The following is a 20,472-nucleotide window of genomic DNA, read 5'->3' as shown; positions in this document are numbered from 1 at the left end:
CCCGTTCCAACTTTTTTTCGCGAAAGCAACAGGGGTGAGTCCTCGGCGCCACACCACAAGGGATTGAGTCTCCCCCAACTGTTGAGACTCAATATGAGGTAACGGACTCCTTTCGTTCATCCGGCTTCATCGGAATCTCAGATTCGAGTGCCAAAACATTGATCTTGACCGAAGAGTCCCGATGACTCACCCTTAAGACAATTCGAAGGGGGATGGTTTTTCCATGGGTGTTCTCGAAAAGATTCCGGCGACCCGCCGGGCACGGCGGGCGAATGTCGAGGCTGCGCCGCCGGCGCGCCTGCCGCTCAACGAGATCCTTCGTGGCGACTGCATCGAGGCGATGCGCGCTCTGCCCGATCGCTGCGTCGACATGATCTTCGCCGACCCGCCCTACAATCTCCAGCTCGGCGGTGACCTGCATCGCCCCGATGGCAGCCAGGTCGATGCGGTCGACGACGACTGGGACAAGTTCGACACCTTCGCAGCCTATGATCGCTTCACCCGCGACTGGTTGCGCGAGGCGCACCGCATCCTCAAGGACGACGGCACGATCTGGGTGATCGGCAGCTATCACAACATCTTCCGCGTCGGCACCGCGTTGCAGGACCAGGGTTTCTGGATCCTCAACGATATCGTCTGGCGCAAGGCGAACCCGATGCCCAATTTCAAGGGCACCCGCTTCACCAATGCGCATGAGACGCTGATCTGGTGCTCGAAGGCGGAGAAGGCGAAATACACCTTCAACTACCGCACGATGAAGGCGCTCAACGACGACGTGCAGATGCGGTCCGACTGGACCCTGCCGATCTGCTCGGGCGGGGAGCGGCTGAAGGACGACGACGGCCACAAGGCGCACCCGACCCAGAAGCCGGAAAGCCTGCTCTACCGCGTGATGCTGGCCTGCACCGAGCCGGGCGACCTCGTCCTCGATCCCTTCTTCGGCACCGGCACCACCGGCGCCGTCGCTCGCCGGCTCGGCCGCCGCTGGATCGGGATCGAGCGCGAGGACAAATATATCAAGGTCGCGACTCAGCGCATCGCCGCGACCCTGCCGCTCGACGAGAGCGCGATGATGTCGATCCCCGAGAAGAAGGCCATGCCGCGCATCGCCTTCGGCCTGCTCGTCGAAGGCGGGCTGATCCCGCCGGGATCGATCGTCACCGACGCCAAGCGCCGCTGGTCGGCCACGGTCCGCGCCGACGGGATGCTGTCGAGCGGCTGCGGCGCGATCGGTTCGATCCATCGGCTTGGCGCGCAGCTCCAGAAGGCGCCGTCGTGCAATGGCTGGAGCTTCTGGCACATCGAGACCGCCCAGGGGCTCGAGCCGATCGATGCGGTGCGCCAGCGCCATCTTGCCGAACTCGGCAGCTGACGGGCTTTTCTCGAGCCCTCCGACCGAATAGGCGGGCGCCATGAGTATCTCCCGCTATGCACGGCTCTATTTCCGGCCGACCGCTTTCATCGCCTCGCCCTTCGGCCATGCCGAGGGCGCCGTGGCGCGGCTCGCGGGGGGGCTGGTCTGGTTCTCCGCCTATGAGGTGATCGCCGTCGATGGGGGGCAGCGGATCGAGACCCGCCACGTCCCCGTCGCCGCGACCGAGGCGTTCGTCGCCACCCTGTCCGGCGACCAGGCGGAGGACGCGCGGCGAACGATCGCGCGGATCGCGGCGCCGCGCCCGCCGGTCGAACTCGGCGCGCGCATCCTGCGCTTCGATCAGCCGCAGGTCATGCTGATCCTCAACATCACGCCCGACAGCTTCTCGGACGGCGGCAACCATCTCGACGATCCCGCCGCCGCGACCGACGGTGCCTTCGCGGCGGTCGAGGCAGGGGCGGCGATCGTCGACGTCGGCGGAGAATCCACCCGGCCGGGCGCCAAGCCCGTCTGGGAGGGCGACGAGATCGCCCGGATCGAGCCGGTGGTGCGCCGGCTGGCGGCGGGCGGGGCGATCGTCTCGATCGATACGCGCAAGGCGGCGGTGATGGCGGCGGCGCTGGCCGCCGGGGCGGCGATCGTCAACGACGTCTCCGCGCTGGGCTATGATCCCGCGGCGGCGGCGCTGCTGGCGCGCCACGATTGCCCGGTCGTGCTGATGCATCATCAGGGCGACCCCGAGACGATGCAGCGCGAGCCGCGCTATGGCGACACGCTGATCGAGGTCTATGACTGGCTGGCGGAGCGGATCGTCTTCGCCGAGGCGGCGGGCATCGCGCGCAGCCGGATCATCGTCGATCCCGGCATCGGCTTCGGCAAGAACCTCCGTCACAATCTCCAGATATTGAACGGGCTGGCGCTGTTCCACGGCCTCGGCTGTCCGCTCCTGCTGGGCGCCAGCCGCAAGCGGATCATTGGCGCCCTGTCGAACGAGGCCCCGGTCGATCGGCGGCTCGGCGGCTCGGTCGCGCTCGCCCTTCACGGCGTGCAGATGGGGGTGCAGATAGTGCGCGTCCACGACGTGCCCGAGACTTTGCAGGCGATCCGCGTGTGGCGGGGAATGCGCGACGAGGCGCTGACGCCGATTTCGTGATGCCTCAAGCGCCGACGCGGGCATCCGCCCGCTTGGCTATCCTCGCATAAGCGACAGCGCAGCCAGCGCGGGGCGCTGGCGAGCACGGAGCTCCGGCGCGGGTTCGCGCTTGCGGAGCCCTGTCGGGCTCCGACGATTAGCTCTGCGTCGGGACGCGCCCCAACCACCTACACATCGATCACCTCGTCATCGACGCTGGCCGCGTTCGCCTGGATGAAGGCGAAGCGATGCTCGGGGTTCTTGCCCATCAGCCGGTCGACGAGATCGCGGACGCTGGCGCGTTCCTCATATTCCTGGGGCAGGGTGACGCGCAGCAGGGTGCGGGTCGCGGGGTCCATCGTCGTCTCGCGGAGCTGCTGCGGGTTCATCTCGCCCAGACCCTTGAAGCGCGCGACCTCGACCTTCTTGCCCTTGAACTCGTTCGCCTCGATCTCGGCGCGATGCTCGTCGTCGCGGGCGTAGACGCTCTTGGTGCCGGCGGTCAGGCGATAGAGCGGCGGCTGCGCCAGGTAGAGATGCCCCTCGCGGACGAGGTCGGGCATCTCCTGGAAGAAGAAGGTCATCAGCAGCGTCGCGATATGGGCGCCGTCGACATCGGCGTCGGTCATGATCACGACCCGCTCGTAGCGCAGCAGGTCGACGTTGCATTTGTCGCGGGTGCCGCAGCCGAGCGCCTGGATCATGTCGGCGATTTCCTGGTTCGCGCCGATCTTCGCGCTGTTCGCCGAAGCGACGTTCAGGATCTTGCCGCGGATCGGGAGGATCGCCTGGGTCTTGCGGTCGCGCGCCTGCTTGGCGGATCCGCCGGCCGAGTCGCCCTCGACGATGAACATCTCGGTCCCTTCGGGCGAGTCGTTCGCGCAGTCGGTGAGCTTGCCGGGCAGGCGCAGCTTGCGCGACGAGGTCGCGGTCTTGCGCTTGATGTCGCGCTCCGCCTTGCGGCGCAGGCGATCGTCCATCCGGTCGAGGACGAAGGCGAGCAGCGCCTTGCCCCGCTCCATATTGTCGGCGAGGAAATGGTCGAAATGGTCGCGCACCGCATTCTCTACGAGCCGCGCGGCGTCGGGCGAGGTCAGCCGGTCCTTGGTCTGGCTCTGGAACTGCGGATCGCGGATGAACACCGACAGCATCTGCTCCGAGCCGGTGACGATGTCGTCGGCGGTGACGTCCTTGGCGCGTTTGTTGCCGACCAGCTCGGCGAAGCTGCGGATGCCCTTGACCAGCGCGGCGCGCAGGCCCGTTTCGTGGGTGCCGCCGTCGGGGGTCGGGATGGTGTTGCAATAATAGCTGTACGAGCCTTCGGACCAGAGTGGCCAGGCGACCGCCCATTCGACCGATCCCTGGCCGTCGGCGAACTCCTGCCGGCCCGAGAAGAACTGGCTCGTCGCGCATTCGCGGGTGCCGATCTGCTCGCGCAGATGGTCGGACAGGCCGCCGGGGAACTGGAACACCGCTTCGGCCGGGGTGTCGTCGCCGATCAGCGAGGGATCACATTTCCAGCGGATCTCGACGCCCGCGAACAGATAGGCCTTCGACCGGGCGAGCCGCATCAGCCGGCCGGGGCGGAAATGCGCGCTCGGGCCGAATATCTCGGGATCGGGGGTGAAGGAGACGCTGGTGCCGCGCCGGTTGGGCGCCGCACCGAGCTTCTCGATCGGGCCCAGCGTGGTCCCGCGCGAGAAGCGCTGGCGGAACAACTCCTTGTTGCGGGCGACCTCGATCACCGTCTCGGTCGACAGCGCATTGACCACGGACACGCCGACGCCGTGCAGGCCGCCAGAGGTGGCATAGGCCTTGTCGCTGAACTTGCCGCCCGAGTGGAGCGTGCTCAGGATCACCTCGAGCGCGGACTTGCCGGGGAATTTCGGGTGCGGGTCGACCGGGATACCGCGGCCATTGTCGACAATGGTAAGCCGGTTGCCGACCTGCAGCGACACCTCGATCCGGTTGGCGTGGCCCGCGACTGCCTCGTCCATCGCATTGTCGAGCACCTCCGCGGCGAGGTGGTGATAGGCGCGCTCGTCGGTGCCGCCGATATACATGCCGGGCCGTCGCCGGACGGGTTCGAGCCCCTCCAGCACCTCGATGGCCGAGGCATCATAATTTCCGGAACTGGTGGACGGCGCGGAGGCGAAGAGATCGTCGGACATTGCCGGCGACTATAAAGCCGCTCGACGCCAAAAGGAAAGTGGCGCCGACATGCCGGCGCCGCTCCGCGCGGTCAGCCGCAATAGACCTTCACGACATTGCCTGCCGCGTCGGTCTCGACGTTCAGCCGGTCGGTGCGATAGTCCATCGTCACGGCCTGGCCGGGCGCGATCACGCGCACCGTCTTGGCGCCGGCCGCGGTGCGGGCCTGCTCGGCGACGGCCTGGCCGTTCTGGCCGACGAAGGCTTCGGCGCGGCCAGCCGCGCAGGCGACCGGCGGCACGGCGTTCGATTCAGGCACCGCCTGGCCCGGTTCCGATACTGTCGCCGTGCATCCGCCCAGCGCCAGCGCCGACAGCCCGATCACCCATGTCCGCATCGATCTTCCTCTCGCGATGTTGCGAAGGGAATTATCTGACGCGCGGACCGCCAAAGGGCAAGGGCGGCGGCGGCCGGCGGTCGCGGCGCGGCAGCTGCGCCTGATAGGCGACCGAGCAATGCTCGAGGCAATAGGGGAAGCCGGGATTGATCGGCTCGCCGCAGAAATGGAAGTCCGGCTCGCCCGGATGGCCGAGCGGCCATTTGCAGACCTTGTCGTTGAGGTCGAGCAGGCTGGTCTTGTCCGCCATCTCCGCCGACGGCTTGGCAGGGACCAGCCGGCGGGGCGGTGCCGGCGGGATCGGGCTGCTCTGCTCACCGGGGGCCTGGCGCTGGAAGCCGCCCGGGCCGATCGAGCGGACGATCGGCTGCGGCGTCGTCGGCGCGGGGGCGGGCGCCGCGGCAGCGGGCGGCGGCGACACGGGGGCCGGGGCAGGTGTCGGGGCCGGGCGCGGCGGCGGCGCGGCGGCTTTTTCGGGAGCGGGCGTCGCTGCGGCGGGGCTGGAACCGCCCGATGCGGCGGCATCGCCGCCCTTCACCGGAGAGGGACGTGCCTCGAGCCCCAGGCGATGGGCCTTGCCGATAACCGCGTTACGGCTGACGCCGCCAAGCTCGTCGGCGATCTGGCTCGCCGTCATCCCCTGTCCCCACAGGCGCTTGAGCTGGTCTATCCGTTCTTCCGTCCAGGACATGCTTTCACCTCGTCTGCGCCCGCGCCCGGCGTCCCCAGGCTCTTGCAGGCGGGGCGGGGAGCCGATAGGCGAAATGCCCATGAGCGACCAGCCCAAAAAATTCGTGATTCCCACGCCAGGCGAGCCGGTGATCCCGTTCTTCAACTGGGGGGGAATGCGCGCCCTCTATGTGAAGGAGGTGAAGCGTTTCTTCAAGGTCCAGCTTCAGACAATCTGGGCCCCGGCGTTCACCACCCTGCTGTACCTGATCATTTTCAGCGTCGCGCTCGGCCGCGGCGGGCGGGAGGTGATGGGACATCCCTTCGCCACCTTCGTCGCGCCGGGCCTGATCGTGATGGGCATGATGAACGCCGCCTTCGCCAATTCCAGCTTCTCGCTGCTGGTCGGCAAGATGCAGGGGACGATCATCGATTATCTCATGCCGCCTTTGTCGACCGGCGAGATGCTGGCCGCGCTGGTCGGCGCGGCGGTGACCCGCGCGATCCTGGTCGGACTGGCGCTGTGGGTGGCGATGTTGTTCTGGCCAGGGGTCGACGTGATCCCGGTCCATCCCGTCGCCGTGCTATGGTTCGGGGTGATGGGATCGACGCTGCTCAGTCTGATCGGGGTGCTCACCTCGATCTGGGCGGACAAGTTCGACCATAGCGCCGCGATCCAGAATTTCGTGGTCGGGCCGCTGTCGCTGCTGTCGGGCACCTTCTATTCGATCGAGAACCTGCACGGCGTGTTCCAGGCGCTGAGCCACGCCAACCCGTTCTTCTACGTGATCTCGGGCTTCCGCTACGGCTTCATCGGCACCGCCGACTCGCCGGTCCTGATCGGAGCGATCAGCCTGCTGGTGATCAACCTGCTGCTCGTCTGGGCCAATTATGTGGCCCTCGACCGCGGCTGGAAGATCAAAAGTTAGGAACCGGGCGCCATCCCGGCCTCCGCCGGGATGGCGGTAGAAGAAAAACCGCCCCCGACATGCGGGGGCGGTCCTGAGCCGATCCGTTCGGTCTCTTACTTATAACGGCGACGGCCGTGCTTATCGATGTAGTATTTCCGGCCGTGGCTATCGCGATAATAGCGGCGTTCCTTGTTGAGGGTGTTGACCAGCGCGCCACCGGCGCCGCCGATCAGGGCGCCTTCGCCCACCGACAGGCCCGGGATCACCGCACCGGCGACCACGCCGCCGGCAGCGCCGATGCCGGCGCCGCGAAGAATATGTTCGGCGCTCTGCGCAAAGGCGGGAGCGCCCGCACCGGCGACCGACAGGGCGGAGACCGCCGCAATGATCTTGATCGTCTTCATGACTACTTCCCTTCCTGCAAACGCGTGCCTGACAAACGTGGCCGCCCGACATGGGTTCCGCCGTTCATCCGACGTTGTTTCGTATAGGAAAGGTCAACTGAACGCGCGCTGAAAGCCTCGTTCATCTCAGGGCTTCAAACCCAGCCTTCGAACACCTGGTCGCGCGGGCGATGGCCGTCGGCCCATTGGCGGATATTGGCGATCACCCGCTCGCCGGTCTCGGCGCGGCCTTCGAAGGTGGCCGAGCCCATGTGCGGCAGCAGCACGACATTGTCGAGCGCGAGCAGCCGGGGATCGATCGCCGGCTCATGCGCGAAGACGTCGAGACCAGCGCCCGCGATCGCGCCGCGTTCCAGCCGGTCGAGCAGCGCTTCCTCGTCGATGATCGGGCCGCGCGCCGTGTTGATCAGATAGAGATGCTCGGACAGCAGCGCGAGCCGCCGGGCGTCGATCAGATTCTCGGTCTCGGGCGTGTGCGGGCAGTGGATCGTGACGATGTCGCTGTCCACCAGCAACCGGTCGAGATCGGGCTCGTAACGCGCGGCGAGCTCCTGCTCGACCGTCTCGGGCAGGCGGTGGCGGTTGTGATAGCTCACCGTCAGGTTGAAGGCGGCGGCGCGGCGGGCGACGGCGCGGCCGATCCGGCCCATGCCGACGATGCCGAGCCGCTTGCCCGACACGCGATGGCCGAGCATCGAAGCAGGGCTCCAGCCGGTCCAGTTTCCCGAGCGTACCAGCTTCTCGCCCTCGGCCAGCCGCCGCGGCACCGACAGGATCAGCGCCATCGTCATGTCGGCGGTGTCCTCGGTCAGGACGCCGGGGGTGTTGGTGACGATGATGCCCGCGGCGCGCGCGGCCTTCAGGTCGATATGGTCGACGCCATTGCCGAAATTGGCGATCAGCCGCAGCCTGCCACGGCCCGCCGCGATGATGTCGGCGTCGACATGGTCGGTGATGGTCGGGACGAGCACGTCGCAACGTGCCGCGGCGGCGGCGAGCGCCTGCGGATTCAACGCAAGATCGTCCTCGCTCAGCTCGACGTCGAACAGTTCGCTCATCCGCGCCTCGATCTGTGGAGGAAGGCGGCGGGTGACGACCAGCTTGGGATGGCGGGGGCGCTCTTGCTCGGTCATGGGCTGTCGCTAATCCCGGCCGGCGCCGAGCGCAAGCGGGGCGTCTCGACTCTCGGGCCTGAGGCCCTTGAACCGCGATGGCCGCCCTCTACTATGGGGGGAGGTGCCGATTGGGGAATGATGGTGAAGAAACTGGGCTGGACGCTGCTGGGCGCGTTGCTGATCGCAGGGGCGGGGGAGGCGCAGGAGCGCCGCGTACCCTATTGGGCCTCGATCGCGACCGGCGACGCGATGCTGCGTACCGGGCCCGAGCGCACTTATCCCGCCACCTGGCGCTATCGCCGCCGCGATCTGCCGGTGCAGGTGGTTCAGGTCTACGGCAACTGGCGCCGTATCCGCGAGCAGGACGGGACCGAGGGCTGGATGCTCGCGACGCTGCTGAGCGCGACCCGCACGGCGGTCGTCACTGGCGACGCGCCGGCCGGCATGTACGCCGATCCGAGCACCGGTTCGGAACTCAATTGGCGCGCCGAGCCGGGCGTCGTCGGCCGGATCAGCAAGTGCGAAAGCGACTGGTGCCTGTTCGATGTCGGCGGCAAACGCGGCTACATCCAGATCGAGCACATCTACGGCGTCGATCCGGGAGAGGTGATCGAATGAGCCTCGGCCCGACGATCGAGACGGCGCGGCTCGTCCTGCGGCCGCACCGGATCAGCGACTATGAGGATTGCTGCGCGCTGACCAGCGATCCCGAGGCGGTGCGGATGATCTACCAGAATCCGATGAGCCGCGAGGATACGTGGCACCGGCTGCTGCGCTTCGCGGGCCACTGGTCGCTGCTCGGCTACGGCATGCTGATCGTCGAGGAGAAGCAGGGTGGCCGGGTGATCGGGGAGGTCGGCCTCGCCGATTTCCATCGCGGTCTCGGCGACGACTTCGATCCCTTCCCCGAGATGGCCTGGATGATGTCGACCGAGGTCCATGGCCGCGGCTACGCGACCGAGGCGGCGCAGGCGGTGCTGCGCTGGATGGAGGTCGCCTTCTCCCCCGATCGCACGGTGTGCATCGTCGATCCCGCCAACGGACCGTCGCTTCGCGTGGCGGAGAAGCTGGGCTATCATCCGATCGGCAACGCCGAATATAAGGGCAAGCCGGTCGTCAAGTTGCGGCGCTTCGCCTCTCCGCACGGATGACCTGATGGGCGGCGGCCTCGGGCCGTCGCAAAAAATTCGCACGGCTGTCGGATAGGGGGCGATGGGTTCGTCGTAGCGATGTTGGGGTATGAAACCCCATCGATCGCATCGTGACGAAGGAGGATGCCATGTCCCGGATTACCCCCTGCCTGTGGTTCAAGGACCAGGCCGAGGAGGCCGCGCGCTTCTACTGCTCGATCCTGCCCGATTCCCATGTCGACGCCGTCCATCGCGCCACCGTCGATTCGCCGGGGCCCAAGGTCGGCGACGTGCTGCTGGTCGAGTTCACCCTGGCCGGCCAGAAGATGCAGGCGCTCAACGGCGGCATGGACGCCGAATATGGACTGGCGGTGTCGATGTCGTTCGGCGCGCACGACCAGGCGGAGCTCGATCGGGTGTGGGACGGGCTGCTCGCCGGCGGCGCCGCGCAGCAATGCGGCTGGCTGGCCGATCGCTACGGCCTGAACTGGCAGATCGTGCCCGAGAATATGGGGAAGATCCTGGCGGACCCGGCCAAGTCCCGCGCCGCCATGGCCGAAGTGTTCAAGATGGTGAAGATCGATATCGCGACGATCGAGAAAGCCGTCGCCAACGCCTGAACGGGAGAGACATCATGGCCAGCAAATTCTTCTGGTACGAATTGATGACCAACGACCGCGCCGCGGCCGAGGCCTTCTACAGGGACGTGGTCGGCTGGACGCTGTCGCCCTTCGGCCCGCCCGAGGATCCCTATATGATCGTCGAGGCGGGCGGCCGCGGGGTCGGGGGGATCATGTCGATTCCGAAGGAGGCCCGCGACCAGGGCATGAAGCCCTGCTGGGTCGGCTATATCCATGCCAGCGACATCGACGCGGCGGTGGAGAAGGTCCGCGCCGGCGGCGGCAAGGTCTATCGCGAGCCGGAGATGATCCCGACCATCGGCCGCTTCGCGGTCTGCGCCGATCCGCAGGGCGCGATGTTCAACCTGATGCAGCCGGAAGGCATGGATATGCCGCCGGTGCCGATGGGCACGGTCGGCGCGATCGACTGGCACGAACTGCACAGCAGCGACGGCAAGGCCGGCTTCGATTTCTACGCCGGCCAGTTCGGCTGGTCGGCCACCGACGCGCTCGATATGGGGCCGATGGGCACCTATCAGATGTTTGCGATGGAGCCGGTGTCGGGCCCGACCGAATGCGGCGTCACCGTCGGCGGGATGATGACCGACGCGCAGGCGCCGAACCCCTATTGGACCTTCTACTTCCACGTCGACGACATCGACGCGGCGCAAGGCCGGATCACGGCGAACGGTGGCAGCGTGCTGTTCGGCCCGCAGGAGGTTCCGGGCGGCGCCTGGATCATCAACGCGCTCGACCCGCAGGGCGCGATGTTCTCGATCGCCGGCCCGCGCAAGGGCTGAACCTCTCCTTTGTCCGTCATGCCGGCGGAGGCCGGGATCTCAGGAGGTGAAGGGCAGCGCTCCTCTCCCGAGACCCCGGCCTCCGCCGGGGTGACGGGATAGAGCGAGCGCGCTCAGCTATAATTGAAGCTGATGCTGATCCGGTCGCCCTTGGCGGTGCTGGGCGGCACTTCGTGGCGCAGCCAGCTTTCCCACAGCAGCACCATGCCGGGCTTCGGCTCGGCATAGACGAAGCTGCGGCTGTCCTCGGGCGCGTCGGGGGTGCGCGGCGGCGCGGCCATCATCAGCGGCAGGCGCGGGTCCTCCAGCTTCAGCCCGCCCGATCCCGGCGGCACGCACACGTAGAAGGTGCCGGAGATCACGCTGTGCGGGTGGATATGGCCCGAATGGGTCGCGCCCGGCTTCATCAGATTGACCCACAGGCTGTCGAGCCGGAGCCGGCGGCCGAGGTCGAGATGCGATTGCTCCGCGAAGCGGCGGACATGGCCGTTGAGCAGCTTCGCCAGCTCGGCGATCACCGGATCGCGCGCGGGCAGGTCGTTGAGCGAGGCATAGGAGGTGTAGCCGCGATAGCCGTGCGCCTTCGACCAGCCCTGGCCCGCCCGGTCCTCCGCCGCGAGCATGCGGACCGAGTCCTCCAGTTCCTCGATCAGGGCGGGATTGTCGATCATCGCCTCGTAGAGGCGGGTGACGAAGAGGGTGCGGATGGCCATGTCCCGCCCCAAGCATGGGCGCGGGCGTAGTTCAAGGGCGAGCTTCGCGCGAGCCGGCGCCCTTCAGCAGCGCTATCGCCTTGGCCAGCGCCAGGTCGTTGGGCTTCTTCGCCACCGACACGCGGTAGCGCGGGGTGAAGCCGTCGCCTTCGAGCCGCTTGCCGCTGGCGGTGCGGACGTCATATTCGGCGATCGTGATCCGCCCGCCGCCGGGCAGCCCGTGGTCGACGCCGCCGGTCACCGCGCCCGCGCTGCGCTGGCCGATGGTGAAGGCGCCGTTCTCGTCGAGGAAATAGGCCAGGATCTCCGCCGCGCTCGCCGTATCGGGGCCGACGATCACCGCGAGCGGGCCGAGATAGGCGTTGGCGCCCGATCCGCGCGTCTTCTCCTCGATGTCGCGCTTCCCGCTGAGCCGGACCAGCACCCGTCGTTCGCGGGTGAAGGTGCCGGCGATCCTGTCGAGCACGTCGTCGCGTCCGCCGCTGTTGTTGCGCAGGTCGAGGATCACGCCGCGCAGGTCTGGGGTCTCCGCGATCGCCCGCCGGATCCAGCGGTCGTCGCCCGGATCGAACTGGTCGAAGGCGAGCAGCAGCAGCCCGCCGTCCAGGCGCACCATGCGGCGCGCGGCCGGTTCGTCGCCGTCCTCGGGCGGCTCCTTCAACCGAGCGAGCTCGCTCGGGCTGGTCGCATAGACATGGCTGTCGTCGAGCTGGTCGAGCATCCGGTTGATCACGGCGTAGAGCTGCTTCTCGCTGCCGGCGGCGATCGCTTGCGGGTAGAAGCGGTCGCGGATCTGGCCCCAGTCGTTGCCGCCCATCTTCGGATCCCAATAGCGGTCGGCGACCAGTTCCCAGGCGCGGTCAAACACCCGCTCGTTGAGCGGAGTCTCCCGCGCCAGGACGGGGCCGTTCGCCGCGACGAACAGGCTCGCCAGCAGGGCGAGGCGGGGCAGGGCGCGCATCAATCCTCTCCTTCGACGGCGCAGCGCAGCGTCAATATGTGGCGATTTCCGTCATAGGCGGCTTCGCCGCAGCGATCGAGCCGGTCGCGCGCGACCAGCACGACCGGCCATGCTTCCTGCAGTGGGACCTTCTTCGCGACGACGATGTCCTGCGGCTCGGACGGATCGACCGGGAAGACATGTCGCCCGCCGAAATCGGCGGTGCGGACCGCGATCCGCGGATAGCGGAAGCCGGCGATCGCGGCGGGCCGGTCGAAGTCGAGGATCGAGATCGGGCGCTCGATGCCGAACGCCGCGACCACCGATCCGCCGTCCGTCAGCCGCCCGCCCTGCGCGCGGGCGAGGATCGCCCCGGCCGAGGCGGTGGCGACGCTTTCGGGGCGCTGCAGCGAGAATTGGACAAAGATCGTGTCGCGTCCCACCGTGACGCCGGCCTGGGGCCCGTGTTCGTCATTATCGTCGATCAGGAAGTCGGCGGTCCGCTCGGGCGGGCGGGCGCCCGGCCGTTCGAAGCGAATCGTGGCATAAGGGAGCAGCCCGATCCCGATCTCCCCGTCGACGCCCGCGCAACAGTCGCGGCCATGCGACGCGATCGTCACCAGCATCCGCCGGTCGTTGAGGGTGATCGGCGCCGCGGCCTGGATGCCCTTGAGCCTCTCGCGTCCCACCAGCGCATCGAAGCCCGACTCGAAGCGGAAGCGCCGATCGGGCGGGTCGGCGGCAAGCCGGTCGGCCGCATCGGGGTTGAGCTCGATCAGCCGTTTCTGGTCGAGCGCGACGCGCAACCGCAGCGGTACGTCGCCGACCCGGACCTCGATCACCGGATCGTCCATGTCGAGCCGAAGCTCACCGGTGAAAGGCGGCGGTTGCCTGGGCGGGGCGGCCGGGACCGTCGTTGCTGGAAAAACCGGCGCGAGCAGGACCGGCGCCAGCAGCCATAGCGCTCGCGCCGGTCCGCCGCTCATCTGCGGGCTGCCGTCAGTTGGCCCGGTAGCTGCGATATTGCGGGGTCGCGGCGACCGTACGGGCGCTGCGACTGCTGCTGTAGCGGGTGGTGCCGCGATAGCTGCGACCGCGATAGGTGCGGTGTTCCTTGTTGATCAGCGTGTTGTACAGCACGCCGCCTGCGCCGCCGACCAGCGCACCTTCGCCGATCGAGAGGCCGGGAATGACCGCGCCTGCGATCACGCCGCCGGCAGCGCCAATGCCTGCGCCGCGCAGGATGTGCGAGGCGCTCTGCGCCGAGGCGGGCGCCGTGAGGGCGCCCATAGAGAGCAGGGCCGCGCTGCCAAGGACGAACAATTTCTTCATGGCAGGTACTCCTTTGAAGTCCGCTGCCGGTAACGGGCAGGAAACGACCCGGTTCCGGCGTTCATTTCGGAGCAAGGAAATAAAGGAAATCAGTATCCGGCTCCGTCCTGCTCATTGAAGGTTCAGTAGCTGAACCGCATATTGCTGGCGGAAATGGAGACCATGCCATGCGCGCTATTCTGTGCTTAATCGGCGCTGTGTTGATGACCACGGCCCTGCCGGCCCAGGCGGCCCGTCCCGATCCCGAGGCGCGGATCGCCAAGGCCCTGGAAGGGCGGGTGGCCGGGAAGCCGGTCGATTGCATCCCGCTGCGCCAGATCCAGTCGACCGAGATCTTTGATCGGACGGCGATCCTCTACAAGGTCGGCAGCACCTGGTATCTCAACCGGCCGGCGTCGGGCGCGAACTTTCTCGATCGCAACGATATCCTGCTCACCGACACGCACAGCTCCAACCTGTGCAGCATCGATATCGTCCGGCTGATTGATCAGTCGACCCGCTTCCCGAGCGGCTCGCTCGGTCTCGGCAAGTTCGTGCCTTATACGAAGAAGAAGGGCTGAGATATTGGCTGCGGCGGGCTGGTCCCGCCGCGGCCGGTGCTCATTCGACCGGAAGCTCGCCGGCGCCGTGATAGGCAAGCTCGCGCCGGGTCGCCGGATCGTCCAGGCTGGCAGCGATCAGAGCGGCGTCGCGCGGCGCGCGGACGCGGACGTGGACCGGACCCGATATCGCATAGGGAGCGGCCGGGATGCCGGCCTGCTGCGGCGCGGCCGGCATCCGCGGACGGAGCTCGATCGACGGCTGCGCGACGGCCGCGCTGCCGCTGATGATCGCCAGGGTGACGGCCAACGTCCTGAACATCGCTCGATCCTCAAGCTTATACGCAACCAACATCTGCACGCTGATTACACCCGCGCGACCTCCGAAAAAAGTAAACTATCCGCATCGGGGCGATCGGCGCCGCTGGGCGCACAAAGAAAAACGCCGGAGGATGACCCCCGGCGTTTCTCGTTCTTCGCGATATCGAAGGACTGGGATCAGCGCTTCGAGAACTGGAAGCTGCGGCGGGCCTTCGCCTTGCCGTACTTCTTACGCTCGACCGCGCGGCTGTCGCGGGTCAGGAAGCCGGCGGCCTTCACCGGCGCGCGCAGGATCGGCTCATATTTGGTCAGCGCCTGGCTGATGCCGTGCTTGACCGCGCCGGCCTGGCCCGAAAGGCCGCCGCCCTTGACGGTGGCGACGACGTCATACTGGCCCTCGCGCTCGGCGACGCCGAACGGCTGGTTGATGACGAGGCGCAGCGTCGGGCGCGCGAAATAGACTTCCTGGTCACGGCCATTGACCGTGATCTTGCCGGTGCCGGGCTTCAGCCACACGCGGGCGACGGCGTCCTTGCGGCGGCCGGTCGCATAGGCACGGCCCTGCGCGTCGATCTCCTGCTCGCGGAGCGGAGTGGTCGGCAGGACGGGAGCGGCTGCGACCGGAGCCGCGGCCTCGTCGGTCGAGGCGGCAGCGGCGGCGGGAGCGGCCGGGGCGGGCGTCGCGCCGGTCAGCGCGGCGAGATCGGAAAGGGACTGGCGGTTGTCGGACATTATGCGCCCACCTTGTTCTTGCGGTTCATCGACGCGATGTCGAGGACTTCGGGGTTCTGGGCGGCGTGCGGATGCTCCGCGCCCTTGAAGATGCGCAGGTTGCGCATCTGCTGACGGCCCAGCGGACCGCGCGGGATCATGCGCTCGATCGCCTTTTCCAGCACGCGCTCGGGGAAGCGGCCGTCGAGGACCTTGTCCGCGCGGGCTTCCTTGATGCCGCCGGCATAGCCGGTGTGGCGATAATAGACCTTCTGGGTCAGCTTCTTGCCGGTGAAGCGCACCTTCTCCGCATTGATGACGATGACGTTGTCGCCGCAATCGATGAACGGGGTGTAGCTCGGCTTGTGCTTGCCGCGCAGGATGTTGGCGATGATCGTGGCGGCGCGGCCGACGATCAGCCCTTCCGCGTCGACGATGTGCCACTTCTTTTCCACCGTGGCGGGGGTCGCCACCTTGGTGGTCTTCATGAGCGCCTTCATGGGCCTGGACCTTCTTGTTTCGATCGTTCCAAATGAACGACGCCGCCCGGTGAGGAGCGGCGTTGACGGAGCGCTAATGCGCGCGGGCCTCGAAAGAGTCAAGGAAAATGGGCCTATTTTAATGAGGTATTATGATACCTTCGGCTTGTCCAGGCCGTGCCCGGCCCAGAGCAGCGCGGCCAGCAGCAGCACCGCCACCGCCTGGTGGGCGACCGCGACGACGATGTCGACGCCGGTGAGCAGCGTCGCGATGCCAAGGCCGATCTGGACGACGATCAGGGTGGCGACCGCATGGACCGGGCCGACCGCGCCCCGCTTGCGCGCCGCGCGGGCGACGGCGATCGCGGCGATTGCCGCGACCCAGGCCCACCAGCGGTGGGCGAACTGCACGACGATCGGATTGTCGTGCAGATTGGCGAGGCCTTGCGCCAGGTTCCATCCACCCGAGGGGAACCATTCGTCGCCCATCTTCGGCCAGGTCGCGAAGGCATAGCCCGCGCGCAGGCCCGCGACGAAGGCACCGAGCATGATCTGCACCGCCAGGATCAGCACCGCGGCGACGGCGAGGGCGGTCGGCCGCGCCGGACGAGCGTTAGGATCGCGCGCCAGCCGGCGCAGGTCGAGCACCGTCCAGACCAGCGCCGAGAAGATCAGCAGCGCCGCGATCAGGTGGGTCGCGAGGCGGATATGGCTCACCTCGGTCCGCACTGACAGGCCCGAATAGACCATCCACCAGCCGATCGCTCCCTGCAGGCCGCCGAGCGCGAAGATGCCGATCATCCGCCAGCCGTAGCCGGCGGGAATCGCGCGCTTCCACCAGGCGACGATCATGACGCCCGCCAGCACCACGCCGATCCCGCGCGCCAGCAGCCGGTGCAGATATTCCCAGAAGTAGATCGCCTTGAATCCCTCCAGCGTCATGTGGAGGTTGAAGGCCGTATATTGCGGGATGCGCTTGTAATTCTCGAATTCGGCCACCCATTCGGCCTGGTTCAGCGGCGGGATGATGCCGCGCACCGGCTTCCACTCGGTGATCGACAGGCCCGACTCGGTCAGCCGGGTGATGCCGCCGACAACGACGATCGCGAACACCAGCACCGCCACCAGCTGCAGCCAGTTGGCCAGGGCGTTCGGATGGGGCGAAGGGGCGGCGGGGCGGGCGAGCATCGACATGGCCGCGCTCATGCGCCACCGGACTGCGGGGATCAAGTATGGCGGGATATCCCTTTCTCCGTCACCCCAGCGAAGGCTGGGGTCCATGTCTCTCTTCACCTGAGATGGCGTCTGAGAAGACGGCAGACATGGATGCCAGCCTCCGCTGGCATGACGGGGGAGTGATAGATGACGATTGCGGTGGTCTCGCACAATCGGCCCGCCTATCATGACCGCATGCATGCACGGATCGAGCGGGAGGATGGGGTGGGCAAGCCCCGGCGCGGCGTCACCAGGCGCAGTCTGCTGGTCGGCGGCGGGGCGGCGGCTGGGCTGGTGCTGGGCTGGGCGGTCTGGCCGCGCCGCTATGCGCCCAACCTCGCGCTCGGGCCGGGCGAGCAGCTGTTCAACGCCTTTCTCAAGATCGCGACCGACGGCCGGGTGATCGTGGCGGTGCCGCAGGCGGAAATGGGGCAGGGGGTCTACACCTCGATGCCGCAGATACTGGCCGACGAGCTGGGCGCCGACTGGCGCACGGTCGGCGTCGAGCCGGCGCCGATCAACCCCGTCTATGCCAACAGCCTCTTGGTCGAGGAACAGGCGCGCGAGCGGCTTCCCGCCTGGCTGCATGCCCCTGGCGAATGGGCCGCGCGCGAAGTCGCGATCCGCATGAACCTGACCATCACCGGCGGCTCCTCCTCGATCCGCTCGTTCGAGACGCGGCTGCGCGAGGCGGGGGCGGCGGCGCGCAGCCTGTTGTGCATGGCGGCGGCGGACCGCTGGGGAATCGACTGGAAGGCGTGCGACACCGAAGCCGGCTTTGTCGTGCGCGGCAGCGATCGGATGCGGTTCGGCGAGCTGGCCGAGGCTGCCGCGCGGATGACCCCGCCCGACGAGCTGCGGCTGCGCGACCGGGACGAGCGGACGCTGCTCGGTCGGCCGGTGCCGCGCCTCGACCTGCCGGCGAAGGTCGACGGCAGCGCGCAGATGGGTGCCGATATCCGGCTGCCCGGTATGGTCTACGCGTCGATCGCGCATGGCCCCTATGGTGATGCGCATCCTGTGAAGATGACGACCGCAGCGGCCGACGAGACGCCCGGCGTCATGGCGGTGCTCACCAATCCCGGCTGGGTCGCCGTGGTCGGCACCAACTGGTGGGCTGCCGATCGCGGGCTGGAGGCGCTCGCGGTCGAGTTCGAGACGCGTGCTCCGCGCCCCGACGACGGCAGCGTGCGCCGCGCGCTGGCCGCGGCGCTCGACAAGGGCGAGGGCGAGCGCTTCGTCGAGCATGGTGATCCCGATGCGACGCTGACGGGGCAGGGCGTCGTCACCGCCGCTTATTCGGTGCCGATGCTCGCCCATGCCCCGATGGAGACGCTCACTGCGACCGCACGCTTCGGCGACGGCGGGGTCGAAGTCTGGGTGCCGACCCAGGCCGCGCCGATGGCCCGCGCCGCCGTGGCGAGGGCGGTCGGCCTCGACGAAGGACGGGTGACGATCTACCCGACGCTGGTCGGCGGCGGCTTCGGCCGCAAGACCGAGGTGCAGGCGGCGGTCGAGGCGGCGATCATCGCGTCCAAGGTTCGGAAGCCGGTCCAGCTCGTCTGGCCGCGCCGCGAGGATATTCAGCATGGCCGCTTCCGCCCGCCCGCGAGCGCGCGGCTGAAGGCGAAGCTCGGCCCCGCCGGGGCGATCGCCGGCTGGTCGGCGCGGATCGCCGCGCCCTCGACCAACGCCGAGATGATGGTGCGGCTGACCGGCGGCGAACGCAAGGCGAGCTACGGCGCCGATCGCGGCGCCGTCGAGGGCGCCGCCCCGCCCTATGCGATCGCGGCGCTGGCGGTCGAGCATATCGAGGCGGCGACCGGCGTGCCGACCGGCGCCTGGCGGTCGGTCGCCAACAGCTATACCGCCTTCTTCACCGAGAGCTTCATCGACGAGCTGGCGCTGGTCGCCGGGCTCGATCCGCTGTCCTTCCGCATGCAGGCGCTGAGCGGTCAGCCGCGCCTCGCCCGCTGCCTGCAGATGGCCGCCTCGATCGGGGCATGGCAGGGCGGGGAGCCCGGCACCGGGCAGGGGCTGGCGGTCCATAGCTGCTTCGGCAGCCATGTCGCGATGCTGGTCGAGGCGCGGATCGAAGGCGATCAGGTCAAGGTGCCCAACGTCACCGCCGTCGTCGACGTCGGCCGGACGATCCACCCCGACATCGTCCGCCAGCAGGTCGAGGGGGGCATCCTCTGGGGACTGGCCAACGCCTTCGGCGACGGCATCTCGATCCGCGGCGGAATCGTCGCCGCGCAGAATTTCGATGGGCTCGGCCTGCCCGACCTGACGTCGACGCCGGAGATTCGTGTCGAGATCATCCCGTCCGAGCTGCCGCCGGGCGGTGCGGGCGAAATCGCGGTGCCGCCGGTCGCCCCGGCCGTCGCCAATGCGATCTTCGCGGCGACCGGCAAGCGCCTCCGCCACCTGCCGCTGAGGCTGTCCGACGCATGAGACCTTTACCGGAAGGGCATACGCCCGTCGCCGCGCCGAAGGTCGGCGTGCTGATCGTCAACCTCGGCACCCCGGATGCGCCGACACCGGGTGCGGTGAAGCGCTATCTGCGCGAGTTCCTGTCGGATCGGCGCGTGGTCGAGATTCCGCCGATCGCCTGGCAGCCGATCCTGCGCGGGATCATCCTCAACGTCCGGCCGCGCAAGTCGGCGCATGCCTATGCGCAGGTGTGGAGCGAGGAAGGGTCACCGCTCGCCGCGATCACGGCCCGCCAGGCGGAGGACCTGCAGGCCCGCTTCGGCGACCGGGCGATCGTCGATCATGCGATGCGCTATGGCAAGCCGGCGATCGGCGATCGGATCGCGGCGTTGCAGGCGGCGGGCTGCGACCGCATCCTGATCGCGCCGCTCTATCCGCAATATTGCGCGGCGACGACCGCGACCGCCAACGACGCGGCCTTCGCGGTGCTGGCGAAGATGCGCTGGCAGCCGGCGATCCGCACGCTGCCGCCCTATTTCGATCATCCCGCCTATATCGAGGCGCTCGCCGCCTCGGTGCGCACCGGGCTGGCGGCGCTGCATGGCGAGCCCGACGCGATCCTGGCCAGCTTCCACGGCATGCCGGCGCGGACGCTCGACCTCGGCGATCCCTATCATTGCCACTGCCGCAAGACGGCGCGGCTGCTGGGCGATGCGCTGGGCCGCGAGTTGCACGTCTCCTTCCAGTCGCGCTTCGGCCGCGCCCGCTGGCTCGAACCCTCGACCGAGGCGACGCTCGACCGGCTCGCCGGCGACGGCGTCCGGCGGCTGGCGGTGATCGCGCCGGGCTTCTCGGCCGACTGCCTGGAGACGCTTGAGGAACTCGCTATCCGCGGGCGCGACCGCTTCCTCGCGGCGGGGGGCGAGAGCTTCGCCTATCTGCCCTGCCTCAACGATGGCGCACCCGGCATGGCGATGCTCGAAACGCTGATCGGCGACGAACTGGCGGGCTGGATCGATCGCTCCTGATCATCGCATGGCGGCGCTCTTTCAACTGTCATGAATTTCTGTTCGGGGAGCTTTCGT

Annotated in this window: 23 protein-coding genes; 10 read left to right on the top strand and 13 right to left on the bottom strand. The window is 68.2% G+C overall.

Features of this window, described 5'->3' with window-relative positions:
- The first annotated feature begins 223 nt into the window (after positions 1–223).
- Together B5X82_RS09655 and folP are read left to right on the top strand one after the other, a co-directional pair.
- Positions 224–1,372, top strand: coding sequence for a site-specific DNA-methyltransferase (locus tag B5X82_RS09655; RefSeq protein ID WP_079647955.1), 1,149 nt, complete (start codon positions 224–226; stop codon positions 1,370–1,372).
- A gap of 40 nt (positions 1,373–1,412) precedes the next feature.
- The gene (gene folP, locus B5X82_RS09650) at positions 1,413–2,528 is read left to right on the top strand and encodes a dihydropteroate synthase (RefSeq protein WP_079647954.1); all 1,116 of its coding nucleotides are present in this window, start codon (positions 1,413–1,415) and stop codon (positions 2,526–2,528) included.
- 167 nt (positions 2,529–2,695) lie between these two features.
- On the opposite strand, the gene parE is transcribed toward folP, so the two are convergent.
- From parE to B5X82_RS09635, 3 genes are all read right to left on the bottom strand, one after another.
- Positions 2,696–4,678: a DNA topoisomerase IV subunit B gene (parE, locus tag B5X82_RS09645; protein ID WP_079647953.1), complete on the bottom strand. Its 1,983-nt coding sequence runs from the start codon at positions 4,676–4,678 to the stop codon at positions 2,696–2,698.
- 71 nt (positions 4,679–4,749) lie between these two features.
- The gene (locus B5X82_RS09640) at positions 4,750–5,055 is read right to left on the bottom strand and encodes an I78 family peptidase inhibitor (protein WP_079647952.1); all 306 of its coding nucleotides are present in this window, start codon (positions 5,053–5,055) and stop codon (positions 4,750–4,752) included.
- 31 nt (positions 5,056–5,086) lie between these two features.
- A complete protein-coding gene (locus B5X82_RS09635) occupies positions 5,087–5,746 on the bottom strand; it encodes a GcrA family cell cycle regulator (protein WP_079647951.1) in 660 nt (219 codons plus the stop codon).
- Positions 5,747–5,825: 79 nt separating this feature from the next.
- On the opposite strand from B5X82_RS09635, the gene B5X82_RS09630 reads away from it, so the two are divergent.
- A complete protein-coding gene (locus B5X82_RS09630; protein ID WP_377266609.1) occupies positions 5,826–6,653 on the top strand; it encodes an ABC transporter permease in 828 nt (275 codons plus the stop codon).
- 95 nt (positions 6,654–6,748) lie between these two features.
- Here B5X82_RS09630 and B5X82_RS09625 read toward each other — a convergent pair whose 3' ends face one another.
- Positions 6,749–7,039, bottom strand: a complete 291-nt coding sequence (locus tag B5X82_RS09625; protein WP_012050756.1) for a hypothetical protein — start codon at positions 7,037–7,039, stop codon at positions 6,749–6,751.
- 134 nt (positions 7,040–7,173) lie between these two features.
- Positions 7,174–8,172, bottom strand: a complete 999-nt coding sequence (locus B5X82_RS09620) for a 2-hydroxyacid dehydrogenase (protein WP_079647949.1) — start codon at positions 8,170–8,172, stop codon at positions 7,174–7,176.
- Between the two features lie 117 nt (positions 8,173–8,289).
- Between B5X82_RS09620 and B5X82_RS09615 the strand changes: the two genes are divergently transcribed.
- The 4 genes from B5X82_RS09615 (at position 8,290) to B5X82_RS09600 (ending at position 10,704) form a co-directional block, all read left to right on the top strand.
- Positions 8,290–8,772: an SH3 domain-containing protein gene (locus B5X82_RS09615; protein WP_079647948.1), complete on the top strand. Its 483-nt coding sequence runs from the start codon at positions 8,290–8,292 to the stop codon at positions 8,770–8,772.
- The gene (locus tag B5X82_RS09610) at positions 8,769–9,305 is read left to right on the top strand and encodes a GNAT family N-acetyltransferase (RefSeq protein ID WP_079647947.1); all 537 of its coding nucleotides are present in this window, start codon (positions 8,769–8,771) and stop codon (positions 9,303–9,305) included. The genes B5X82_RS09615 and B5X82_RS09610 overlap by 4 nt, the downstream gene beginning before the upstream one ends.
- A gap of 128 nt (positions 9,306–9,433) precedes the next feature.
- Positions 9,434–9,904, top strand: a complete 471-nt coding sequence (locus tag B5X82_RS09605; protein WP_079647946.1) for a VOC family protein — start codon at positions 9,434–9,436, stop codon at positions 9,902–9,904.
- Positions 9,905–9,918: 14 nt separating this feature from the next.
- The gene (locus tag B5X82_RS09600) at positions 9,919–10,704 is read left to right on the top strand and encodes a VOC family protein (protein ID WP_079647945.1); all 786 of its coding nucleotides are present in this window, start codon (positions 9,919–9,921) and stop codon (positions 10,702–10,704) included.
- 113 nt (positions 10,705–10,817) lie between these two features.
- Here B5X82_RS09600 and B5X82_RS09595 read toward each other — a convergent pair whose 3' ends face one another.
- From B5X82_RS09595 to B5X82_RS09580, 4 genes are read right to left on the bottom strand one after another with little or no spacing between them, the layout of a single operon-like run.
- Complete coding sequence (locus tag B5X82_RS09595; protein ID WP_079647944.1) at positions 10,818–11,417, bottom strand: TIGR02466 family protein; 600 nt, start codon at positions 11,415–11,417, stop codon at positions 10,818–10,820.
- Positions 11,418–11,448: 31 nt separating this feature from the next.
- Positions 11,449–12,378: a S41 family peptidase gene (locus tag B5X82_RS09590; RefSeq protein WP_079647943.1), complete on the bottom strand. Its 930-nt coding sequence runs from the start codon at positions 12,376–12,378 to the stop codon at positions 11,449–11,451.
- Positions 12,378–13,343: a hypothetical protein gene (locus B5X82_RS09585; RefSeq protein ID WP_139385074.1), complete on the bottom strand. Its 966-nt coding sequence runs from the start codon at positions 13,341–13,343 to the stop codon at positions 12,378–12,380. The genes B5X82_RS09590 and B5X82_RS09585 overlap by 1 nt, the downstream gene beginning before the upstream one ends.
- Before the next feature lie 13 nt (positions 13,344–13,356).
- Positions 13,357–13,689, bottom strand: coding sequence for a hypothetical protein (locus B5X82_RS09580; protein WP_079647941.1), 333 nt, complete (start codon positions 13,687–13,689; stop codon positions 13,357–13,359).
- A gap of 167 nt (positions 13,690–13,856) precedes the next feature.
- On the opposite strand from B5X82_RS09580, the gene B5X82_RS09575 reads away from it, so the two are divergent.
- Positions 13,857–14,249 carry a hypothetical protein gene (locus B5X82_RS09575; RefSeq protein ID WP_079647940.1) on the top strand — a complete coding sequence of 131 codons (393 nt, stop codon included), beginning with the start codon at positions 13,857–13,859 and terminating at the stop codon, positions 14,247–14,249.
- A gap of 40 nt (positions 14,250–14,289) precedes the next feature.
- Here the strand turns inward: B5X82_RS09575 and B5X82_RS09570 are convergent, their stop codons facing one another.
- The 4 genes from B5X82_RS09570 to B5X82_RS09555 all read right to left on the bottom strand — a co-directional run bounded on the left by B5X82_RS09570 (position 14,290) and on the right by B5X82_RS09555 (position 17,020).
- The gene (locus B5X82_RS09570; protein ID WP_079647939.1) at positions 14,290–14,550 is read right to left on the bottom strand and encodes a hypothetical protein; all 261 of its coding nucleotides are present in this window, start codon (positions 14,548–14,550) and stop codon (positions 14,290–14,292) included.
- A gap of 176 nt (positions 14,551–14,726) precedes the next feature.
- Positions 14,727–15,281 (bottom strand): 30S ribosomal protein S9, encoded by a 555-nt coding sequence (gene rpsI, locus B5X82_RS09565; protein ID WP_079647938.1) that lies wholly within the window; start codon positions 15,279–15,281, stop codon positions 14,727–14,729.
- Positions 15,281–15,760, bottom strand: a complete 480-nt coding sequence (gene rplM, locus B5X82_RS09560; RefSeq protein ID WP_037520767.1) for a 50S ribosomal protein L13 — start codon at positions 15,758–15,760, stop codon at positions 15,281–15,283. The genes rpsI and rplM overlap by 1 nt, the downstream gene beginning before the upstream one ends.
- A 129-nt stretch (positions 15,761–15,889) precedes the next feature.
- On the bottom strand, positions 15,890–17,020 hold the full coding sequence (locus B5X82_RS09555; protein WP_079647937.1) for a COX15/CtaA family protein: 1,131 nt from the start codon (positions 17,018–17,020) through the stop codon (positions 15,890–15,892).
- A gap of 81 nt (positions 17,021–17,101) precedes the next feature.
- Between B5X82_RS09555 and B5X82_RS09550 the strand changes: the two genes are divergently transcribed.
- Positions 17,102–19,408: a xanthine dehydrogenase family protein molybdopterin-binding subunit gene (locus tag B5X82_RS09550; protein ID WP_079647936.1), complete on the top strand. Its 2,307-nt coding sequence runs from the start codon at positions 17,102–17,104 to the stop codon at positions 19,406–19,408.
- Positions 19,405–20,415: a ferrochelatase gene (gene hemH / locus B5X82_RS09545; RefSeq protein WP_079647935.1), complete on the top strand. Its 1,011-nt coding sequence runs from the start codon at positions 19,405–19,407 to the stop codon at positions 20,413–20,415. Before B5X82_RS09550 ends, hemH begins: the two co-directional genes overlap by 4 nt.
- The last annotated feature ends 57 nt before the right edge of the window (positions 20,416–20,472 follow it).

It is taken from the genome of Rhizorhabdus histidinilytica (genome assembly GCF_900167915.1).
Lineage (GTDB): Bacteria > Pseudomonadota > Alphaproteobacteria > Sphingomonadales > Sphingomonadaceae > Rhizorhabdus > Rhizorhabdus histidinilytica.
The sequence above is the reverse complement of the archived record's forward strand: the minus strand, read 5'-3'. Positions and strand labels throughout refer to the sequence as shown.

Excerpts from the sequence above, each read along its gene's own strand:
- B5X82_RS09585 (WP_139385074.1), bottom strand. The coding sequence starts at position 13,343 with ATGAGCGGCGGACCGGCGCGAGCGCTATGGCTGCTGGCGCCGGTCCTG.
- B5X82_RS09635 (WP_079647951.1), bottom strand. The coding sequence starts at position 5,746 with ATGTCCTGGACGGAAGAACGGATAGACCAGCTCAAGCGCCTGTGGGGA.
- B5X82_RS09615 (WP_079647948.1), top strand. The coding sequence starts at position 8,290 with ATGATGGTGAAGAAACTGGGCTGGACGCTGCTGGGCGCGTTGCTGATC.
- parE (WP_079647953.1), bottom strand. The coding sequence starts at position 4,678 with ATGTCCGACGATCTCTTCGCCTCCGCGCCGTCCACCAGTTCCGGAAAT.
- B5X82_RS09595 (WP_079647944.1), bottom strand. The coding sequence starts at position 11,417 with ATGGCCATCCGCACCCTCTTCGTCACCCGCCTCTACGAGGCGATGATC.
- hemH (WP_079647935.1), top strand. The coding sequence starts at position 19,405 with ATGAGACCTTTACCGGAAGGGCATACGCCCGTCGCCGCGCCGAAGGTC.
- B5X82_RS09610 (WP_079647947.1), top strand. The coding sequence starts at position 8,769 with ATGAGCCTCGGCCCGACGATCGAGACGGCGCGGCTCGTCCTGCGGCCG.
- B5X82_RS09620 (WP_079647949.1), bottom strand. The coding sequence starts at position 8,172 with ATGACCGAGCAAGAGCGCCCCCGCCATCCCAAGCTGGTCGTCACCCGC.
- folP (WP_079647954.1), top strand. The coding sequence starts at position 1,413 with ATGAGTATCTCCCGCTATGCACGGCTCTATTTCCGGCCGACCGCTTTC.
- B5X82_RS09655 (WP_079647955.1), top strand. The coding sequence starts at position 224 with ATGGGTGTTCTCGAAAAGATTCCGGCGACCCGCCGGGCACGGCGGGCG.
- B5X82_RS09600 (WP_079647945.1), top strand. The coding sequence starts at position 9,919 with ATGGCCAGCAAATTCTTCTGGTACGAATTGATGACCAACGACCGCGCC.
- B5X82_RS09640 (WP_079647952.1), bottom strand. The coding sequence starts at position 5,055 with ATGCGGACATGGGTGATCGGGCTGTCGGCGCTGGCGCTGGGCGGATGC.
- B5X82_RS09590 (WP_079647943.1), bottom strand. The coding sequence starts at position 12,378 with ATGCGCGCCCTGCCCCGCCTCGCCCTGCTGGCGAGCCTGTTCGTCGCG.
- B5X82_RS09550 (WP_079647936.1), top strand. The coding sequence starts at position 17,102 with ATGACGATTGCGGTGGTCTCGCACAATCGGCCCGCCTATCATGACCGC.
- B5X82_RS09580 (WP_079647941.1), bottom strand. The coding sequence starts at position 13,689 with ATGAAGAAATTGTTCGTCCTTGGCAGCGCGGCCCTGCTCTCTATGGGC.
- B5X82_RS09575 (WP_079647940.1), top strand. The coding sequence starts at position 13,857 with ATGCGCGCTATTCTGTGCTTAATCGGCGCTGTGTTGATGACCACGGCC.
- B5X82_RS09570 (WP_079647939.1), bottom strand. The coding sequence starts at position 14,550 with ATGTTCAGGACGTTGGCCGTCACCCTGGCGATCATCAGCGGCAGCGCG.
- rplM (WP_037520767.1), bottom strand. The coding sequence starts at position 15,760 with ATGAAGGCGCTCATGAAGACCACCAAGGTGGCGACCCCCGCCACGGTG.
- B5X82_RS09555 (WP_079647937.1), bottom strand. The coding sequence starts at position 17,020 with ATGGACCCCAGCCTTCGCTGGGGTGACGGAGAAAGGGATATCCCGCCA.
- B5X82_RS09630 (WP_377266609.1), top strand. The coding sequence starts at position 5,826 with ATGAGCGACCAGCCCAAAAAATTCGTGATTCCCACGCCAGGCGAGCCG.
- B5X82_RS09605 (WP_079647946.1), top strand. The coding sequence starts at position 9,434 with ATGTCCCGGATTACCCCCTGCCTGTGGTTCAAGGACCAGGCCGAGGAG.
- rpsI (WP_079647938.1), bottom strand. The coding sequence starts at position 15,281 with ATGTCCGACAACCGCCAGTCCCTTTCCGATCTCGCCGCGCTGACCGGC.
- B5X82_RS09625 (WP_012050756.1), bottom strand. The coding sequence starts at position 7,039 with ATGAAGACGATCAAGATCATTGCGGCGGTCTCCGCCCTGTCGGTCGCC.